The sequence below is a fragment of the Halomonas sp. WWR20 genome (assembly GCF_054602495.1).
In genome coordinates this window covers 341,311-359,481 of record NZ_JBTRHR010000002.1, presented here as the reverse complement: position 1 = coordinate 359,481, position 18,171 = coordinate 341,311, and the positions used below count along the sequence as shown (strand labels likewise).

The 18,171-nt window shown below is 64.6% G+C and carries 17 protein-coding genes; 12 read left to right on the top strand and 5 right to left on the bottom strand.

Annotation, left to right across the window (positions count from 1 at the left end):
- Positions 1-44 precede the first annotated feature (44 nt).
- The 4 genes from ACW4DH_RS04980 to ACW4DH_RS04965 all read left to right on the top strand — a co-directional run bounded on the left by ACW4DH_RS04980 (position 45) and on the right by ACW4DH_RS04965 (position 4,894).
- A complete protein-coding gene (locus ACW4DH_RS04980) occupies positions 45-671 on the top strand; it encodes a UPF0149 family protein (protein ID WP_459635256.1) in 627 nt (208 codons plus the stop codon).
- A gap of 37 nt (positions 672-708) precedes the next feature.
- Complete coding sequence (pepP, locus tag ACW4DH_RS04975; RefSeq protein WP_459635255.1) at positions 709-2,049, top strand: Xaa-Pro aminopeptidase; 1,341 nt, start codon at positions 709-711, stop codon at positions 2,047-2,049.
- Positions 2,050-2,216: 167 nt separating this feature from the next.
- Positions 2,217-3,419: a 2-octaprenyl-6-methoxyphenyl hydroxylase gene (ubiH, locus tag ACW4DH_RS04970; RefSeq protein WP_459635254.1), complete on the top strand. Its 1,203-nt coding sequence runs from the start codon at positions 2,217-2,219 to the stop codon at positions 3,417-3,419.
- A 254-nt stretch (positions 3,420-3,673) separates the two neighbouring features.
- Positions 3,674-4,894, top strand: coding sequence for an FAD-dependent monooxygenase (locus ACW4DH_RS04965; RefSeq protein WP_459635253.1), 1,221 nt, complete (start codon positions 3,674-3,676; stop codon positions 4,892-4,894).
- A gap of 98 nt (positions 4,895-4,992) precedes the next feature.
- Here ACW4DH_RS04965 and ACW4DH_RS04960 read toward each other — a convergent pair whose 3' ends face one another.
- The 3 genes from ACW4DH_RS04960 to gpmI form a co-directional block, all read right to left on the bottom strand.
- Entirely contained in the window at positions 4,993-6,318 is a 1,326-nt protein-coding gene (locus ACW4DH_RS04960) for a S41 family peptidase (protein ID WP_459635252.1), read from the bottom strand.
- 93 nt (positions 6,319-6,411) lie between these two features.
- Complete coding sequence (locus ACW4DH_RS04955) at positions 6,412-7,578, bottom strand: murein hydrolase activator EnvC family protein (RefSeq protein ID WP_459635251.1); 1,167 nt, start codon at positions 7,576-7,578, stop codon at positions 6,412-6,414.
- 46 nt (positions 7,579-7,624) lie between these two features.
- Positions 7,625-9,196 carry a 2,3-bisphosphoglycerate-independent phosphoglycerate mutase gene (gene gpmI, locus ACW4DH_RS04950; protein ID WP_459635250.1) on the bottom strand — a complete coding sequence of 524 codons (1,572 nt, stop codon included), beginning with the start codon at positions 9,194-9,196 and terminating at the stop codon, positions 7,625-7,627.
- Positions 9,197-9,592: 396 nt separating this feature from the next.
- On the opposite strand from gpmI, the gene ACW4DH_RS04945 reads away from it, so the two are divergent.
- From ACW4DH_RS04945 to ACW4DH_RS04935, 3 genes are all read left to right on the top strand, one after another.
- Positions 9,593-10,012: a rhodanese-like domain-containing protein gene (locus tag ACW4DH_RS04945; RefSeq protein ID WP_459635528.1), complete on the top strand. Its 420-nt coding sequence runs from the start codon at positions 9,593-9,595 to the stop codon at positions 10,010-10,012.
- Between the two features lie 125 nt (positions 10,013-10,137).
- Entirely contained in the window at positions 10,138-10,623 is a 486-nt protein-coding gene (gene secB / locus ACW4DH_RS04940; protein ID WP_459635249.1) for a protein-export chaperone SecB, read from the top strand.
- Positions 10,624-10,626: 3 nt separating this feature from the next.
- A complete protein-coding gene (locus tag ACW4DH_RS04935; RefSeq protein ID WP_459635248.1) occupies positions 10,627-11,361 on the top strand; it encodes a 16S rRNA (uracil(1498)-N(3))-methyltransferase in 735 nt (244 codons plus the stop codon).
- 121 nt (positions 11,362-11,482) lie between these two features.
- On the opposite strand, the gene ACW4DH_RS04930 is transcribed toward ACW4DH_RS04935, so the two are convergent.
- The gene (locus tag ACW4DH_RS04930; RefSeq protein ID WP_459635247.1) at positions 11,483-12,337 is read right to left on the bottom strand and encodes an alpha/beta fold hydrolase; all 855 of its coding nucleotides are present in this window, start codon (positions 12,335-12,337) and stop codon (positions 11,483-11,485) included.
- 241 nt (positions 12,338-12,578) lie between these two features.
- Here ACW4DH_RS04930 and ACW4DH_RS04925 point away from each other — a divergent pair, with 241 nt between their 5' ends.
- The 5 genes from ACW4DH_RS04925 (at position 12,579) to ruvX (ending at position 16,718) form a co-directional block, all read left to right on the top strand.
- Complete coding sequence (locus ACW4DH_RS04925; RefSeq protein WP_459635246.1) at positions 12,579-13,382, top strand: LysR family transcriptional regulator; 804 nt, start codon at positions 12,579-12,581, stop codon at positions 13,380-13,382.
- Positions 13,383-13,661: 279 nt separating this feature from the next.
- On the top strand, positions 13,662-14,624 hold the full coding sequence (gene gshB, locus ACW4DH_RS04920; RefSeq protein ID WP_459635245.1) for a glutathione synthase: 963 nt from the start codon (positions 13,662-13,664) through the stop codon (positions 14,622-14,624).
- A 16-nt stretch (positions 14,625-14,640) separates the two neighbouring features.
- Positions 14,641-15,654, top strand: a complete 1,014-nt coding sequence (locus tag ACW4DH_RS04915; RefSeq protein ID WP_459635244.1) for an energy transducer TonB — start codon at positions 14,641-14,643, stop codon at positions 15,652-15,654.
- A gap of 14 nt (positions 15,655-15,668) precedes the next feature.
- Positions 15,669-16,226 (top strand): YqgE/AlgH family protein, encoded by a 558-nt coding sequence (locus tag ACW4DH_RS04910; RefSeq protein WP_459635243.1) that lies wholly within the window; start codon positions 15,669-15,671, stop codon positions 16,224-16,226.
- 39 nt (positions 16,227-16,265) lie between these two features.
- Positions 16,266-16,718: a Holliday junction resolvase RuvX gene (gene ruvX / locus ACW4DH_RS04905; protein WP_459635242.1), complete on the top strand. Its 453-nt coding sequence runs from the start codon at positions 16,266-16,268 to the stop codon at positions 16,716-16,718.
- Positions 16,719-16,813: 95 nt separating this feature from the next.
- On the opposite strand, the gene ACW4DH_RS04900 is transcribed toward ruvX, so the two are convergent.
- A complete protein-coding gene (locus ACW4DH_RS04900; RefSeq protein WP_459635241.1) occupies positions 16,814-18,136 on the bottom strand; it encodes an APC family permease in 1,323 nt (440 codons plus the stop codon).
- Positions 18,137-18,171 lie beyond the last annotated feature (35 nt).

Below are 18,171 nucleotides of genomic sequence, written 5' to 3'. Positions count from 1 at the left end.
AGCGGTCAACGCACGCGGGCGGGCGATTCACCACGGAGGCTTCCTTGTCGATCATCAACGAGCAACTCGACTTTTCCAGTGTCGCCGATGTCTTCCTGGCGCACGGCAGCCTACAGTCGCCGGCATTTCTCGATGGGCGTCTTTGTTCGCAGCTTGCCTTGCGCGATATTGCCGCCGAGACCTGGCTGGAGGAGGTATGTGCAGCACTCGGTGTCGAGCAGCCACAATCGCGCGAGGACGGCGAAGTATTGCTGGCCTGGCGGCGACAGGTGCTTGATGCCCTGGCAGCACCGGAACTCAATTACGAGCCGCTGCTGCCTGACGAAATATTCTCCTTGGCGGAACGTGCCCAGGGTCTCAAGGACTGGACGCTGGGCTTTCTTGAAGGGATCGGTGAGGTCGAGCCCGAAACCCGAGATGGCTGGTCGAGCAACCTGCGCGAGGCGCTGGAAGATCTCGAGGGGCTCGCCGGCATCGAGGTCGAACTCGAGGACAACGCCGAGAACGAGAATGATCTGTTCGCCCTGACCGAACATGCCCGCATGGCGGCCATGCTGCTGTACACCGAGCAGCACCCTGGCAAGCCGCAGGTCGAGCAGGTCGAGACGCCACAGGACAGCAACGGCGCGGACGGCTCGGTTCCCGGCGAGGTGCCGCCCGTTCGTCACTGATGTCCCGCTTATCTGATGCCCAATAATAGGAGCGCTGATGCAACGCGAATCCCTGCCACGTCCTGCGGCAATCCCCATCACGGAATACCAGGCTCGGCGCATGAGGCTGATGGCCGAGCTGCCGGCGAACAGTGCGGTCCTGCTTCCCGGCGCCACCCTGGCCACGCGCAACCGCGACAGTGAATACCCCTTCCGCCAGGACAGCGATTTCCATTACCTCACCGGGTTTCCCGAGCCCGACGCGCTGCTGCTGCTGTTGCCGGGGCGTGAGGATGGCGAGGAGGTGCTGTTCTGTCAGGAGAAGGATCCCGACAAGGAGGCCTGGACCGGCATTCGCATCGGTGCGAGCGGAGCCGTGGCGGACTACGCCATGGACGAGGCGTTCGACAATACCCAGCGCGAGCGTCTGGCAGCGTTGCTGGATGGACGGGATACGCTCTACCTGCCGCTCGACGATGACCAGGCGCTGGCGTTGGCCGAAGAGGTGCGGCGCGAATTGATGGCGCACGTTCGGCGTGGCGCGCATCCTCCTCAGGCCTTTGCCGACGTCAGCCAACGGATTCACGAGCAACGCCTGATCAAGAGCGAAGCCGAGCTGAAGCTGATGCGCCACGCCGCCCACATCTCGGCACTGGCGCACATGCGTGCCATGCGCACCTCGCAGCCCGGGCTTTGCGAGTACCAGTTGCAGGCCGAGATCGAACACGAATTCCAGTGGCACGGTGCGCGTGCGCCCGCCTACGGCACTATCGTCGGCGGCGGCGCCAATGCGTGCGTCCTACACTATATCGAGAATGCCGCGCCGTTACGTGACGGCGAGCTGGTGCTGATCGACGCGGGCGCTGAGTTCGAATTGTACGCCGGCGACATCACTCGCACCTTTCCGATCAATGGTCGCTTCACCGAGGCGCAGCGCGCTGTCTATGAGGTCGTGCTGAACGCACAATGCAACGCCGTGGCGGCAGTAAGACCGGGCATCAGCTTAAGCGAGCTGCATGACGGCGTGGTTCGCGACCTGACCCAGGGGCTGATCCGACTGGGGCTTCTCGAGGACGATCTGGACACCGTTATCCAGCAGGGCCGCTACCGGCGCTTCTATCTGCACTCCACCTCTCATTGGCTGGGGCTGGACGTTCACGATGTGGGGAGTTACAGCCTCAAGGGGCAGCCGCGCCCTCTCAGACCGGGCATGGTACTGACCATCGAGCCGGGACTGTACATTCCCGATGCCGAAGATATCCCGCCGGCATTACGCGGCATCGGCATTCGTATCGAAGACGATGTCGTCGTCACCGCCAATGGCGGCGAAGTATTGACGGCGGAGGTCCCCAAGACCTGCGATGAGATTGAGGCACTGATGGCGGGGCGTGACGCCTGATTTTTTCGGTGTATCGACTCTATTACGTAAAGTACGTAATGCTGTAATTCTATCTGAGGCATCTTCGCCACCGTGAAGATACAAGCCATAGAGACGCTAACGGCATACACGAGGACCGCGATGGAGAGGGAGAAAATGGCGCATCACGCCACGTCAGGGAGGACGACATGACCCAGTCTCAAGTGGATATTGCTATCGTAGGCGGCGGCCTGGTCGGGGCCAGTCTGGCTGGCGCCTTGGCGCCGTTGATCACGCGTTATGCGCTGCGAGTCGCCGTGATCGAAGCGGCATCACTGCCCGGCGAGGGGCTGACGGGGTATCAGCCGAGTTTCGATGCCCGGGCCAGCGCGATCTCCCAGGGCTCACGACGGCACTTCGAGCATCTCGGGGTATGGCCCTTGCTAGCGCAGGAGGCGGCGCCGATCCGGCTCATCCATGTCAGCGAGCGCGGACGCCTGGGCGCGGCGCGGCTACAAGCCGAGGAGTTCGGGGTCGATGCGCTGGGCTATGTCCTGCCCAATGCCTGGATGGGCCGGGTACTGCATGAGCGTTTGCAAGACCTTGCCTTGGACTGGTACTGCCCGGCAAAGGTGGAAAGCATCGTCCCCCAGGCGCAAGGGCACTGTTTGACCCTGTCCACGGGCGCCAGCCTACAGGCGGGATTGACCGTGCTCGCGGATGGCGGGCGTTCGGGACTCAAGGAGCAGCTGGGCATTACCAGTCATGCCGAACCCTATGCGCAGGCCGCCCTGATCGCCAACGTCGAAGTCAGCCAGCCGCACCGCGGCGTCGCCTACGAACGCTTTACCCGGGATGGGCCATTGGCGCTGCTGCCGTTGCCGGGCGATCGCATGGAACTGATCTGGACTCATGCCCAGGGGCAAGACGCCGCCACGTTGCGGCTCAGTGAGGGTGACTTCCTGGCCCGGTTGCAGCGTGTCTTTGGCGACCGGGCCGGGCGTTTTCGGCGTGTCGGACAGCGCCACACCTATCCGCTGTCGCTGGTGACCGCCAATGAGACGGTGCGCCCGCACTTGGCCGTACTCGGCAATGCTGCCCATGCGCTGCATCCGGTGGCAGGCCAGGGCTTCAACCTTGCCCTGCGTGGGGTGATGGATCTGGTTGCGGCGCTGGAGTCGGGCCTGGCCATGGGCGAACGGCCAGGCGATCCGCGGGGACTGCAGGATTTCGACGCGCGCCGTGAGCGCGACCGGCATAACGTGATCCGCTTCAGCGACGGGCTGGTGCGCCTGTTCGGCATCGATCACTCGCTGCTGTCGCATGGCCGTGCCGCAGGGCTGGTCGGGCTCAACCTGTCGGGGCCGCTGCGCCGGACGCTGGGGCGCCGGGCAATGGGGCTCGAGCGCTAGGCTTTGTCCGAAAAGTACCTGCGCTCGACCATGCAGCGTTAAAATGGGCTAAAAGTCCTCATTTACAGCCCGTAAACTCCGCCTTCTCGCCCATTTCGCTCTGCCTGGCTATCGCTCGATTTGTCAGGCGAAGCCTAAGCGATGCCGGCGCCTGGCGAACGGGAACCGGCGTGCTGATACACGCGTGGGCAAGCGAAAGACCGCGCGACCATAAACAACGCGCGACCATAAACAACGCAACAAAGGAGAAGCCCATGCAAGCAGAGGTCATCATCGTCGGCGGGGGCATGGTGGGCACCGCCCTGGCGACGTTGCTGGGCCAGGCGGGCGTGGCGGTTAGCGTGCTCGACGCTCGCACCGGTCCCTTGACGCAGGACGGGCTGGGCCAAGGGCGCCCGGCGCCGCGCGTCAGTGCGTTGACGCCGGTATCGCAACGTCTATTGACCCGCTTGGGCGCCTGGCCACTGATGGCCGAGCGGCGTGTCACGCCCTATACCGGCATGCAGGTTTGGGATAGCGAGGGCAACGGCGAAATCTCCTTTGCCGCGAGTGACGTTGGCGTGCCGGTGCTCGGGCATATCGTGGAGAACGACGTGGTGCTGGCGGCGCTGGAAACGCGCTTGTCACAGCTGGATTGCGTCACCTCGCTGTTTGGCGCCCGCGTGGCCGGGCTCGAACGGTGTGCCGCCGGACGTGCAGTGGTGCTTGAAGATGGCCGGCGTTGCGAGGCACCACTGATCGTGGCCGCCGATGGCGCTCACTCGCCACTGCGCACGCTGGCGGGCATCGCGGTGCGCGCTCAGGACACCGGTCATGCGGCCGTGGTGACCACGGTGCGGGTGGAGCGCACCCATGCCGGGGTGGCGCGTCAGGTGTTCCTGCCTGGGGGACCGCTGGCCTTTCTGCCGTTGTGTGTCGACGGACAGGCGCTGTACTGCTCGATCGTCTGGTCGACGTCGCCGAGCGAGGCGGAACGGCTCGTCGAATTGTCCCCCCAAGCGCTGGGCGAGGCGCTGGCCGCCGCGTTCGAGCATCGTCTGGGCCGGGTGGAGGTCATCGACAAGGCGGTTCGCTTCCCACTGACGCAGCGCCACGCGCAGCGCTACGTCGAGCCGGGGTTGGCGCTGGTGGGCGACGCCGCGCACAGCATTCATCCGTTGGCGGGGCAGGGCGTTAATCTGGGCTTCATGGATGCCGCGGTGCTCGGCGAGGAACTGATCAGGGCCAAGGCACGCGGCGCGGCGCTGGGCGACGAACGCATCCTGTCCCGCTATGCGCGCCGTCGACGGGGCGACAACGCTACCATGCTGGCGTTGATGGATGGCTTTCGGCTGCTGTTCGGCACGTCACAGCCAGCATTGCGACTGGCGCGCAACCTGGGGCTTTCGGGAATCGATCGCTGCGATCCGCTCAAGCGACTGCTGGTGCGCCAGGCCATCGGTGAACGTGGCGAGTTGCCCGCGAGCTGTCGCTAAGCGGACGAGCGTCGCCTGGCCCTCGCCAACGGCCCCGCAAGCGGGGCCTTGTCCTGCACTGCCTGAGCGTGATTCGCCAACGGCCAGCAGTCTGGCACTTAAGGCGTGGCCGTTGCTGGACGCGAGGTCGAGCGGCCTTTAACGACATTGAGCGCCTTGAGCAGATTGAGGGCTTCGCCGAGCTGGTAGTCCCGTTCTGCCAATGGCGAAGTTTGCGCCGTTTGGCGGCTGCGTTCGCCCGCCTCGTTGAGCAGATGTCCCGCCAGGTCCGCCTCGCGCACCTCGAGGCCCATGGCATCGGCAATCTCCAGGTGGCCGCGCACGACATCCACGTCGGGGTCGATGCCTTGAGCCTGAATCGAGCGGCCCTTGGGGGTGTAATACAGCGCCGTGGTCAGCTTGAGACCATCGCCATTGCCCAGGGGCAGCACCTGCTGCACCGACCCCTTGCCGAAGCTGGCGGTGCCCATGATCACGGCGCGGTGATGGTCCTGTAGTGCGCCGGCGACGATTTCCGCCGCGGAGGCGCTGCCGCCGTTGATAAGCGTCACCATGGGCACCTCGGGCGCCGCGCTGCCCGGCGTAGCGGAGAAACTCATGTCGCTGTCCGGCAGGCGGCCCTCGGTATAGACGATCAGACCGCTGTCGATGAACAGGTCCACGACATCCACGGCGCTCTGCAGTACGCCGCCGGGATTGTTGCGCAGGTCCAGCACCAGACCTTCGAGAGGGGCTTCGCGTTGCAGGCGCTCCAGCGCCTCGCGGGTCTGGGCGGCGGTACGGTTCTGGAACTGGCTGATGCGGATATAGCCGTATCCCGGCGCGAGCATTTCGCTTTTCACGCTGTCGGTCTGAATGGCTTCACGGGTCAGCGTCACGGTCCGCGGCGCATCTTCTCCACTGCGCAGAATGGTCAGGCTGACATCGCTGCCGGGCTCGCCACGCATCAGCTCTACCGCATCCTGCAGCGAGAGGCCATCGGTGGGAGTGTCGTCGATACGCAGGATGTCGTCGTGGGCCTGCAAGCCGGCACGGGCGGCAGGGGTATCGTCGATGGGGGCGACGATGGTCAATTGGCCGTCTTCCATGCCGATCTCGATGCCCACGCCGCCGAACTCGCCCTCGGTGGATTCCTGCAGGGCGGAGAAGGAGTCGGCATCCAGATAGGCGGAATGCGGGTCGAGTTCGCCGAGCATGCCGCGCATGGCGTTACGCAGCAGGGTGGAGTCGTCGACTTCATCGACATAGGCACGCTTGATGCGCTCGAAGATCTCGACGAAGGTCTGGACGTCCTCCACCGGCAGGTCGTCAGCGCTTGGCGTCTCTGGCTGGGCCATGGCGGGCTGGGACAACAGCGCCAGCAGCGCCAGCGTGCGCAGCAGGTTGCGTCTCGGCAAACACGCGTTGAGTAGGTTGACGGCCATGCATTCTCCAAGGCGGGGCGGGACAAAAGGCCAGCATAGCCTTTGTGGTTGGCGAGAATCCAGAGATAGCCCAGCCCTTGCGGGCGGTTTTGTTCAGCGCCGCGCGATCCAGCGACGCGGGTCGATGGGCTCGCCATTCTGGCGGACCTCGAAATATAACCCCGGATTGGGGCGACCACCGGTGTTGCCGACCGCCGCGATGGGGGCGTCGCGCTCGACGCGGGCCCCGACGTCGACCGCGAACTGCTGCAGGTGCGCATAGAGCGTCATCACACCATCGCCATGATCGACGATCAGCAGATTGCCGAAACCGCGCATCCAGTCGGCGAACACCACGCGTCCCGGATGCACGGCCTTGACCGGCGTGCCCTCGGGGGCGGCGATGAGAATGCCGTTGCGGTCGACGCCCTCGCCCTGGCCATAGGCCGATACCAGCCGGCCCTGCACCGGCCAGGGTAACTCGCCGCGGGTCTGCTCGATGCGCGTCGAGGGCGGTGGTTGCTTGAGCCGGGCCAGCTCCTCCTGCATGTGCTTGAGAATGCGCTCGGCATGGGCGCGGTCCTGATTCAGCTCTTCCAGACGCACCTGCTCGCTGGCATAACGCTGCTCGAGGCTGGCCAGCAGCGACTTGCGTTCGGCCTGCTGTGCGGCAAGCGCTGCGCTGCGCTGAGTGAGCTCCTCGGTCAGTGACGCCAGGCGCTCACGGCGAGCCTGGATGGCATTCTGGGTGTCGTTGAGCTGGGTGTTCAGGCGCGCCAGCGCCTCGAGGCGTGCCTGGCGTGCTCGGGACAGACGGTTGAGGTAGGTCTGCAGGCGGTCGAGGCGTGCCGGGTCGTCCTGATTGAGCAGTAACTTGAGCTGGGGCGTCAGACCGAGGCGGTACAACGCATCCAGTTGCTGGGCCAGTGCCTGACGCTGCGCGTCGCGTTCGGCCTCAAGCGAGTCTTGGCGTGCGGCTAGCGTCTCGAGTTCGTCATCCAGCCGGCGCCGTTCGGCATGCAGGGCATCGAGCCGCTGGTGGGTCTCACCGAGGGCGGTCTCGATCTTCTTGAGTTCGCGGCTGGCGTCGCCGCGGGCGTTGCGGGTCGTGTCCAGGCGTTGTTGCAGGGCCTGGATATCGGACTGTAGCTCGCCGAGCTGAGCCTGGGCCTCGCGTTCGCTGGACGGCGTGTCCTGAGCGAGGCTGGCGACAGGCATGATCCACGCCGCCACGCTCAGGAGCGTGACGGCGCTGATCTGGGCGATGCGCCGCCGGCTCATGTCAGCGGTGTGAGCGGCAGGGCCGCTGCGCTGGCACGCGGCACGCTCAATACTCGATCAGCACGTTGCCCGTCATCTCGGCAGGGGGCTCCTGATTCATCATCGCCAGCAGGGTGGGCGCCAGATCGCACAAGCGTCCGCCTTCCTTGAGCCTGGCCTGGCGCGGGCTGACGTAGACCAGCGGCACTTCGAAGGTGGTATGCGCCGTCTGTGGCGCGCCGGTCTGCGGGTTGACCATTTGCTCGACATTGCCATGGTCGGCGGTGATCAAGCATTCGCCACCGGCGCGCTCGATGGCCTCGACCACGCGCTCCACGCAGACATCCAGCGTTTCCACCGCCTTGACCGCGGCATCGAAGTTGCCGGTATGGCCGACCATGTCGCCATTGGCATAGTTGCAGATGATCAGGTCGTAGGTGCCGGAGTCGATCGCCGCCACCAGCTTGTCGGTGAGCTCGAAAGCGCTCATCTCCGGCTTCTCGTCATAGGTTTTGACGTCCTGGGGCGAGGGAATCAGGATGCGATCCTCGCCTTCGAACTCGGCTTCACGGCCGCCGGAGAAGAAAAACGTGACGTGCGCATACTTTTCGGTTTCGGCGATGCGCAGTTGGGTCATGCCGCGTGCGGATACCACTTCACCCAGCGTGTTGACCAGGTCGGAAGGCGGAAATGCGGCCGGGGCCGGAATGTCGGCGGAATACTCGGTCAGCATCACCAGGCCGTCGGCGGCGAGTCTGGGGCGTGCCTGGCGAGTGAAGCCCTGGAAGTCGTCCTCGACGAAGGCTCGGGTCAGCTCGCGGGCGCGGTCGGCGCGGAAGTTCGTGAAGATGGCGGCGTCACCGTCTTCCATCTTCACGGTGCGGCCCTGCGGGCGCACGCTGGTCGCGGCGACGAACTCGTCGGTCTCGCCGCGCTCGTAGGCAGCGGCCAAGCCGGCCTCGGCGGATTCGGCGATGTGTTCGCCGTCGGCTGCGGAGATGACGCGGTAGGCTTTTTCCACGCGGTCCCAGCGGTTGTCACGATCCATGGCGAAATAACGGCCGACGATCGAGGCGACGAAACCCTCGCCATTCGGGCAGAGTTCGGCAAGCTTGGCGTTGGCGCGCTCCAGTGAGGGCTGCGCACTCTGTGGCGCGGTATCGCGGCCGTCGAGAAAGGCATGAATGTAGATACGCTTGGCACCGCGCGCGGCGGCCATCTCGGCCATTGCCAGGATATGATCTTCATGGCTATGCACGCCACCCGGCGACAGCAGGCCGAGCAGATGCACCGCCTTGTCCGCCTTGACCGCCGCATCGATGGGCTTCGTTAGAGCCTCGATGCTGGCGAGCTCGCCATCGGCAATCGCTTTGGTGATGCGAGTGAAGTCCTGGTAGACGATACGCCCTGCGCCCAGATTCATGTGACCGACTTCGGAGTTGCCCATCTGCCCTTCCGGCAGGCCAACATACTTGCCGTCGGTGTGAATCAGGCTCGTGGGGTACTGCTGTTGCAGGCGATCCATGACCGGGGTGCGGGCTGCCTTGACGGCATTGTGTTGAGTTTCTTCGTTATGGCCGTAGCCGTCGAGAATGATCAGCGCTACCGGACGGGGTCGCTGGGTCGTAGTATCTGCCATGATATGCCTCGCATGAGTGTGGTGGGCCGGCTCGGTGCCTCATGCACGGCGCCACACGGGGGTTTGCGACTGACGGCCGGCGGGAAAGGCTTCAGCTCGCCGTCTGTTTTCACCGGCCTAGGCGTGTGCCTATGTATCCTTACTCCGGCATAATATCGTACACCCGCCCCGGGCGTCAGCCGGATACGCTTGAACCGGACGTCCGCCGACACCTCGTGTATACTGGGCGCCGCCTGGGAGTTGGGGCAGGGCGCGCAGATCGACGCCGCGCTGCCGGTGTCCTGGGCAGGGTTTCGTGATATTCATATCCCGCACGGCCCATCCGATACCGTATTGCGCTGGCAGGTCCCGCGGCAAGCGGAAAAAGCGTTGTGGCAACAAGAGTTACCCAGACCCATGATCGATCAGCTGTTCGAATTCGTGCAGAACCATCCGCTGCTGGTGGGCGCCTTCCTGTTGGTGCTGCTGGCGTGGATCGCCTTCGAGGCGAAGCGTGGCAATCACGGCGTGTCCACCGGCGAGGCCACTAACCTGGTCAATCGCGAGGATGGAATCGTCGTCGACATTCGCGACAATAAGGACTTCAAGACGGGACATATTGCCGGCGCGCGCAACATCCCCCAGAGTCGCCTGAACGAGCGTATGGGAGAACTCGAGAAGTTCAAGGACAAGCCCATCATCATCGTGTGCAAGCATGGCCAGTCCTCGGGTGTCGCCGTGGCGCAACTGAGCAAGGCCGGTTTCTCCCGGGTGACCAAGCTCAAGGGCGGCATGGGCCAGTGGCAGGCCGACAACTTGCCGGTGGTGCGTAAATAGGTGCGTCATTAAATAACCGTGGCGGTAGGGAAGAGTCCTTACCTCGTGTTCATGCGCTAAGGCAACGATAACGATGCGTCATTCTCCTCGTGAATGGCGCCTTTAGAGTCAAAGGAAACGCAATCATGGCGGAAGACAACAACCAGGCCGCACAGGGCCAGAACCCGCAGCTGCAGTTCTCTCTGCAGCGTATCTACGTCAAGGATATCTCCTTCGAGTCGCCCAATGCGCCAGGCGTGTTCCAGCAGCCGTTCAAGCCCAAGGTCGGCCTGGACCTGAACACCGCCAACGAGCAGATCGGTGACAATCTCTACGAGGTCGTGGTCAAGGTCACCGCTCAGGTATCCAATAGCGAAGACGAGTCGGTGAACTTTCTGGTCGAAGTCGAACAGGCCGGACTGTTTCGCATCGCCGGGATCGAGGGCGACCAGCTCGATCACACCCTGGGCGCCTTCTGCCCCAACGTGCTGTTCCCCTATGCCCGCGAATGCATCGACAACCTGGTCAATCGTGGCAGCTTCCCTCCGCTGATGCTGGCGCCGGTCAACTTCGAGGCCATGTACGCCCAGAAGAAACAGCGCGAGTCCCAAGCCAGCGAGAACCTGCAGTAAGCGATGGCCGCTCCGCGCATCCATGTCGAGTCGGCGCTTGACGCCGGCGCGACGCTGATTCTGCCGGAAAGCGCGGCCCGTCATGTGGCGCTGGTGCTGCGCCTGCGCGAAGGCGCGACACTGACGCTGTTCGACGGTCGCGGCGTTGAAGCGCATGCCGAGCTGATCACTGTCGCGCGCAAGCAGGTCGCGGTGCGTATCCGGGAGGTCTTTACCGGACAGCGGGAGTCGCCGCTGGCGGTGCATCTCGGCCAGGCGATCTCCAAGGGCGATCGCATGGATTATGCCATCCAGAAAGCCGTCGAGCTGGGCGTGGCGGTGATCACGCCGCTATACACCGAGCACGGCGACGTGCGCTTGAAGGGCGAACGCGAGGCCAAGAAGCTCGCCCACTGGCAAGGCGTGGCGATCAGCGCCTGCGAGCAGTGCGGGCGTGCCGTCGTTCCCGTGATAAACGCCCCTCAGCCGTTGGCCGAATGGCTTTCGGCGCGTGACGAGCCTCTGCGGCTGGCGCTGCATCCAGCGACCGAATCGGCCTTCGCCCGCCAGGCGCACGTCGAGCGCGCCGCGCTGCTGATCGGCCCCGAGGGTGGCTTGTCCCCCACCGAAGTCGACGTCGCCACGGCGGCCGGCTTCACTCCACTGACTCTCGGTCCGCGCATCCTGCGCACCGAAACCGCCCCCGTCGTCGCCCTGACGCTGCTGCAGTATCATTTCGGTGATCTGGGGGTTAGTTAAACAGACTCCACCCTCGCACTCATGGATGATCAACGCGGGGATGCCCCGCCGTCGGCGTCGTTATATCTCCATGGTGTGCTGTCGTCACATATCTTGGTGATCGGTCGTCAGCGGCAGTCGCCTATCGGCCCCGGTCTCGACGGAGGAACTCGATCAGAAGCCGGGCGATCGCTTCAGGTTGATCCTCGGGAGCGAAGTGGCCGCAGTTGTCCAGCACGGTGAGTTCGGAACCCGGGATATCAGCATTCAGGCGATGGGCGTAATCCACACTTTGCCAGGCATCATCCGCTCCCCAGATCAGCTGGACCGGCAGGCTACCGAGCTCGGGCAATCGGTCTGCGATTTCCAGCGTGTGTTTAGCATCGTAGTGGCGAACCTGGTGCTGGAAGAGGCTGGGTTGCCCTATGGGCCCGCTGATGAAATCGAGGTAGGTGTCGAGCGCGGAATCTTCCAGCGCGCGCGGGTCATGGACGGCGGTCAACAGCCATTCGCGGAAATGAGCGCGGTGTTCGGCATCGGGTGCCTTGCCCAGTCTCTCCAGGCCGTTCGCCATCTGCTGTCGGGTGTGTGGCGAGGGGTAGCTGTCGTAACTCACCGTGTCGATCAGTGTCAGTGAACGCAGCCGTTGGGGATGGAAAATCCCGAAACGCTGGGCGATGCCGCCGCCGAAGTCATGCGCGACGACATGCGCCGTCTCCAGCCGCCAGTGGTTCATCAGTCTTTCAAGCACCGATGTCTGGGCGGAAATCGAGGTATCGACCGTTGGGTCCCAGGGGCGCTCGGAGTGGCCATAACCCAGCAGATCGAAGAGATGGACGCGATATCCGGCCTCGACCAATGGAGGCATGACATCACGCCAGATGAGAGAGGACGAGGGCGTGCCATGCAGAAGCACGACGGGTGCGCCCTGGCCGTAGACGCCGTGGGCGATACGCTTGCCGTCGATCAACACATTGTCAGTCGCGATCGGTTTCATGTTCCCGCTCCGCCTTGAGGTGTGCCGATGAGCTTGCGAGACTTACGGGAATGACTCAAATGAGTTGTCTTGTCGTTACGATCGATATTTGTCATGTCGATTGGAGGCGAGCCGACGGTTGAACCGGAGTGATACAGGTGAGCGCGAGACTGGAAATAGGAGCGCTGCAGGCGCTACGTGCCGTTGCCGATCACGGTGGCATCACGCGGGCCGCGGAGCACTTGGCACTGTCCCATCAGCGGTGTCACACAAGATCAAGCGCCTGGAGAACGGACTAGGCTGCGAGCTATTGGCGAGGCGCGCCGGACAGTCGCCGTTCACGCCGGAGGGCGAGCGGTTGCTGCGTTATGCGCGTCGCATTCTTGACCTGCACGACGAGGCCGTGATGAGCCTGGGAGCATCGCCGCTAAGCGGGAAGATCCGGCTTGGCGTGACCGAGGACACGACGAGCGGCGGTCTTTCACGCATTCTTGGCCGTTTTACGCGACGCCACCCCGAGGTCACGGTGCACACTCGCGTCGCTCAGAGCCTGACGATCGAGGAGCAGATCGATCGCAGCGAGCTCGACCTTGGGCTGCTGCAACTCTTCGAGCATCGCCAGCGCGGATCGGATGTAGTGCTCACCAAGGAGCCGCTGCACTGGGTGAAGTCGCCTGATCTCGCACTCGATACGACGCGATCGCTGCCTTTCGTCGCCTTTGACGACGCCTGTTTCTATCGACGTTGGGCGATGGATGTCGGGCAGTCGCGACCGCCAGGCTTTTCCACCGTGATGACATGTGCCAGCATCTCCGGCGTGGTTTCTGCCGTGAATGCCGGCCTGGGCGTGTCTCTACTCAACAAGCGTCATGTCACGCCGCAGATGGTTATCATGGATCGCGAATTGACGCCGCCTCCGACGATCGTTTATGCCCTCCGAGTCGGACGTAAAAGCCATTCGCCTGCTGTGCGTGGCCTGATGGAGGAACTCGCGGGCGAGTTCGGTGGAAACGACTCCCTTGCACGACAAGATCCGACACCCCAACCCTCTACCGACAGTTTGTGACGCCTGCCGATCACGGCCTTTGCCCGCGCCGCCGCACGGCGTGATAATGAGCGCCTATCTCTCGTAGGTGATTGCCACTATGCCCTGCTCCCAGGATTGCTCCCCGCGTCCACTCGCCACCGGGCGGCCCAAGGACCTGCTGTTGCCGTGCGGCGAGCAGACTTTCGCCCGGTGATCGGCAAGTTGGCACCCGGCTGCGTCGCGTCATCCCGCTTGGGTTTCGCGATAGCCCTGCGTCATACTGCGATCATCGTCAACGCATCGTGGAAATACCCTTAAATGAGCCAACGCCCTCTCAAGATCGGCGTGGTGATGGACCCCATCGCCGCGATTACCTACAAGAAGGACACGACTCTGGCCATGCTGTGGGCCGCCCAGGATCGTGGCGGGTCGCTGTATTACATGGAGCAGGAGGACCTCTTTCTCGATAACGGCCGTGCCCGGGCGCGAATGCGCGAGCTCGAGGTCTTCCACAACCCCGCAGACTGGTACCGTCTTGGTGAACCCGTCTCGAGTCCGCTGGCGGAGCTCGACGTGATCCTGATGCGCAAGGATCCGCCGGTCGACACCGGGTTCACCAATAGCGTGCATCTGCTGGGTTTCGCCGAGCGTGAAGGCGTGCTGGTGGTCAATCCCACGCGCGCACTGCTGGAGTGCAACGAGAAACTCTTCGCCCAGCAGTTCCCGCAGTGCTGTGTGCCCACTATCGTCTCGTGCAGCGACAAGGTATTGCGCAGCTTCCATGCCGAGCATGGCGATGTGATCTTCAAGCCGCTCGACGGCATGGGCGGCACCGGCATCTTTCATATCGGTCCCGAGGGGCGCAATCTGGGCGCGGTGATCGAACAGCTAACCGAGCGCGGCAGTCACCAGATCATGGCCCAACGCTACATTCCCGAGATCAAGGACGGCGACACCCGCATCCTGCTGATCGATGGCGAACCGGTGCCTTACGGCCTGGCGCGGGTACCGATGGCCGGCGAGACCCGCGGTAACCTGGCGGCCGGCGGACGCGGCGTGAGCCGCGAGCTGAGCGATCGCGACTACTGGCTGGTCGAGCAGGTCAAGCCGGCCATCCGCGAGAAGGAATTGATGTTCGTTGGCCTCGACGTGATCGGCGACTACATCACCGAGATCAATGTCACCAGCCCGACCTGCGTGCGCGAGATCGATGACCAGCGCGGCACCGATATCGCCGGGTTGCTGATGGATGCCATCGAGCGCCGTCTCGAGCGGGCATGACGCCAGCGGAGCTGCGATGTCCGTCTCGATGATCAGCGACCCGATCCAGTATGCTCCGGTCAGCCGCCGCTATCGGCATGTCGTGGCCGGTGCCTTGGCGCTCGCACTGCATGCCGGACTGATCGTGGGGCTGGCGCACTGGGAGGTAGTCCCGACGCAGGCGGCGCCTGCGTCGCGCGGTCTCGACGTGGTGCTGGTCAGGGCGCCGGCGCCCAAGCCCGTCGAGGCATCGGCCATCGGTGCCGCCGATCAGCGCGCGCGTGGCGAACGGCAGGCCTCCTCCGAGGCGTTGCAGACGCCGAGCGCAGACGAATCGCAGGCGGACACCAGCGCCCCTACGGCGCCTCTGGCTCCGGAGGTGGCCAAGGCCATACGCGAGCCGCCCACGCTGGCGTCGCCGCCACCGGCATCTGCGGCCACGCAGGAGGCGTCAGCGTCTGCAGCAAGCGAGGGGGAAGAAGAGCCGCAGGCCGCCACGCCGCTACGCCGCACCACCCCCGAGTCGGCGGCGCCGAGAAGACAGGCGCCGCCGCCCAAGCCGGCGTCGGCCGCTGAGCCTCAGGCCGCTCCACAAGCCGCGTCGGAAAAGCCGCCAGCGGCACCAAGCGAACGACGTCCCAGCGCCAGCGAATTGCTGGCTCAAGCGACCTCGAGCGTGCGCGAGCAGGGCTTCGTCGCCAGCCGCGAGCCGGACGCGCCGCCGCAGTCGGCGGCTACGCAGGCCGCCGAGGCGCGTTATATCGCCGATTGGACGCGGCGGGTTGAGCAGTACGGCAACCTGCACTATCCCGCACCGTCGCATCTTGAAGGCCAGTTACGCATTCGCGTGGTCATCGGCTCCGACGGGCGGCTGCGCGAGGTGCAGGTGTTGCAGTCGTCGGGGTTTGCCGAGCTAGATCAAGCGGCGCTTGACACGGTGCGAGGTGCCGCGCCCTATCGACCTTTCGATACGGGGCTTGCTGGGCGTGATAGTCTGGTGATTACACGTATTTGGCGCTTCGGGAAAGGCAATAATTTTGGCGTGCATTGACGCCAGGGAGGCACATGCAAAGCTTGAAGAACCATTTTCTGCTGGCGATGCCGCATCTCGAGGAATCCGAGTTCGGCGGTACGTTGACCTATTTATGTGATCACGATGACAACGGCACGCTCGGGGTGATCGTCAACCGGCCCCTGGAGCTGACGCTGGAGGCGCTGTTCGATCAACTCGATCTCGAGTCCGAGCATAGCCCACATCGCGAAGCCCCGGTCTACTATGGCGGACCGGTCAACAACGACCGCGGCTTTATCCTGCATCGCGGCAGCGCTGCCCCCTGGGACTCCAGCCTGCAGGTTTCCGACGAGATCGCATTGACCACCTCGATGGACATGCTGTCGGCCATCGCCGAGGGCCGCTTCGACGACGATTTCATCGTCTGTCTGGGCTGCGCCGGCTGGCAGGGCGGCCAACTGGAGGACGAACTCAAGCAGAACGCCTGGTTGACCGTCGAAGGCCAGGCCGCGATTCTCTTCGCGACGCCGCCGGAACAGCGGCTGACCGCCGCCGCCGGGATTCTGGGCGTCGACCTCAACCTGATGACCCGCGAAGCCGGCCATGGCTGAGCGAGGGGAGAGCGTGGCGGAGGATATGGCGAGGGGAACATGGCGCTAAGCGGACAGCGGCTGGTGCTGGCGTTCGATTTCGGCACGCGGCGTATCGGCGTAGCGGTGGGCAACGAGATGCTGGGTAGCGCCTCGCAGCTGGCGCCCCTGCCGGCTCGCGACGGGATACCCGACTGGCACGTGGTGACACGGTTGGTCGAGGAGTGGCGTCCGGATCTGTTCGTGGTCGGCCTGCCGCTCAACATGGACGGCAGCGAGTCCGAAATGAGCACCCGGGCGCGCAAGTTCGGCAAGCGCCTCTACGGGCGCTACGGCAAGCCCTGCGAAATGATCGACGAACGTGGCTCGACTCGCGAGGCCAAGGCCATCGCCCGTGACGCGGGGCATCGCGGTAACTACCGTGACGAGGGCGTCGACGGGCTGGCGGCGCAGCTGATCCTCGAAGGCTGGTTCGCCAGGGACGAGGGCCTGCCGTCGCGGCCGCTCGGCTGAGTCGACCGCACTTCAAGACTCACGATACGCAAAGACAACACGGCCGGCCCCTGGGGGCCGGCCGTGATCTTTTAGGAGGACTATCGGGCTGGCTGCTAGCTGTCCAGGTGAAGCTCCGGCGTCGGCCGGCTGAAGCCACGGGTCAGCCAGGTCAGCCAGGCGAGTCCGCAAGTCAGCCAGATGCTGCCCAGCGTGACCGCTAGGTGATCCAGGCTGGCCATCAGCCACAGGATCGCAGCCAGGCCGATCAGCGGGCAGACCAGGAACCACAGCGTATCGAAGCCGCCGCGGCGGCGCTCCTTGAGGTAGTAGTGGCAGATCACTGCGACATTGACCAGGGCGAAGGCCAGGAAGGCGCCGAAGTTGATGAACGAGGCCGCCGAGAGCACGTCCATGGTCAGTGCCAGCAGCGCCACGAGAGCGCTCAGCACCAGCCCACCGACCGGGGTGCCGAAGCGTCCCAGCCGGCCCAGCCAGCGCTTGGGCAGCACGTCGTCGCGGCCCATGGCGTAGATCAACCGTGCGCCGCTGGCCTGGGCGGCGATACCCGAGGCGAACTGACCGACGATCAGGCCGATCAGGAAGACCGAGACGAAGATGTCGCCGCCGATGTTGCGGGCGATGTCGTAGGCGGCGGCGTCGGGATTGGCGAAGTCGGTGCCCGGGGCGGCGAGCTGCACCACGTAGGAGACGACGATGAAGATCAGCCCGCCGATCAGGGTGATCAGCAGGATGGCGCGCGGCAGGTTGCGCTGCGGGTCCTTGGTTTCCTCGGTCAGGGTGGTCACGGCGTCGAAGCCGAGGAAGGAGTAGCAGGCCACGGCCGCGCCGGCCATCAGCGTCGCCAGCGAGGCCGAAGTCTCGGCGCCGAGGAAGGGGGCCAGGCTCCAGAACGGCTGGCTGGGGTCGCCGAGTACGTAATGCGCGGCGAGGCCGACGAAGGCGACGAGGACCAGCACCTGCACCAGCATCATCACGCTGTTGATCAGGCTGGCGAGCTTGAGCCCCAGCATGTTGATCAGCGTGGTCACGCCGATGAAGGCCAGCAGCCAGAGCGCCTCGGGGATCGCCGGGAAGGCCGAGTTGAGGTAGGCGGCGCCGATCAGCCAGATCACCATCGGCAGGAACAGATAGTCGAGCAGGATCGCCCAGCCGGCGATGAAGCCCAGCCGGTCGTCGATGGCGTGGCGCACATAGGCGTAGGCCGAACCGGCGACCGGGTAGGCGCTGGCCATGCGGCCATAGCTGTGAGCGGTGAACAGCATGGCGACCAGCGCGGCCAGATAGGCGCCGGACACCGCGCCGTCGGTGATCACGGCGAGCACGCCGAAGGTGCCCAGCACGATGATCGGGGTCATGTAGGCCAGGCCGAACAGCACTACCTGGCCCAGCGAAAGGGTCTTCTTCATTTCGGGCATCGTCGCCTCCTATTTATGGTTATTGCGACCGAGAG

What these genes read in the sequence shown, in the direction of transcription:
- ruvX (WP_459635242.1), top strand. Translation starts at nt 16,266, where the DNA reads ATGGCGCTAAGCGGACAGCGGCTGGTGCTGGCGTTCGATTTCGGCACG.
- ACW4DH_RS04910 (WP_459635243.1), top strand. Translation starts at nt 15,669, where the DNA reads ATGCAAAGCTTGAAGAACCATTTTCTGCTGGCGATGCCGCATCTCGAG.
- ACW4DH_RS04915 (WP_459635244.1), top strand. Translation starts at nt 14,641, where the DNA reads ATGTCCGTCTCGATGATCAGCGACCCGATCCAGTATGCTCCGGTCAGC.
- ubiH (WP_459635254.1), top strand. Translation starts at nt 2,217, where the DNA reads ATGACCCAGTCTCAAGTGGATATTGCTATCGTAGGCGGCGGCCTGGTC.
- ACW4DH_RS04945 (WP_459635528.1), top strand. Translation starts at nt 9,593, where the DNA reads ATGATCGATCAGCTGTTCGAATTCGTGCAGAACCATCCGCTGCTGGTG.
- ACW4DH_RS04935 (WP_459635248.1), top strand. Translation starts at nt 10,627, where the DNA reads ATGGCCGCTCCGCGCATCCATGTCGAGTCGGCGCTTGACGCCGGCGCG.
- ACW4DH_RS04900 (WP_459635241.1), bottom strand. Translation starts at nt 18,136, where the DNA reads ATGCCCGAAATGAAGAAGACCCTTTCGCTGGGCCAGGTAGTGCTGTTC.
- ACW4DH_RS04960 (WP_459635252.1), bottom strand. Translation starts at nt 6,318, where the DNA reads ATGGCCGTCAACCTACTCAACGCGTGTTTGCCGAGACGCAACCTGCTG.
- ACW4DH_RS04930 (WP_459635247.1), bottom strand. Translation starts at nt 12,337, where the DNA reads ATGAAACCGATCGCGACTGACAATGTGTTGATCGACGGCAAGCGTATC.
- gpmI (WP_459635250.1), bottom strand. Translation starts at nt 9,196, where the DNA reads ATGGCAGATACTACGACCCAGCGACCCCGTCCGGTAGCGCTGATCATT.
- secB (WP_459635249.1), top strand. Translation starts at nt 10,138, where the DNA reads ATGGCGGAAGACAACAACCAGGCCGCACAGGGCCAGAACCCGCAGCTG.
- ACW4DH_RS04955 (WP_459635251.1), bottom strand. Translation starts at nt 7,578, where the DNA reads ATGAGCCGGCGGCGCATCGCCCAGATCAGCGCCGTCACGCTCCTGAGC.
- ACW4DH_RS04965 (WP_459635253.1), top strand. Translation starts at nt 3,674, where the DNA reads ATGCAAGCAGAGGTCATCATCGTCGGCGGGGGCATGGTGGGCACCGCC.
- pepP (WP_459635255.1), top strand. Translation starts at nt 709, where the DNA reads ATGCAACGCGAATCCCTGCCACGTCCTGCGGCAATCCCCATCACGGAA.
- gshB (WP_459635245.1), top strand. Translation starts at nt 13,662, where the DNA reads ATGAGCCAACGCCCTCTCAAGATCGGCGTGGTGATGGACCCCATCGCC.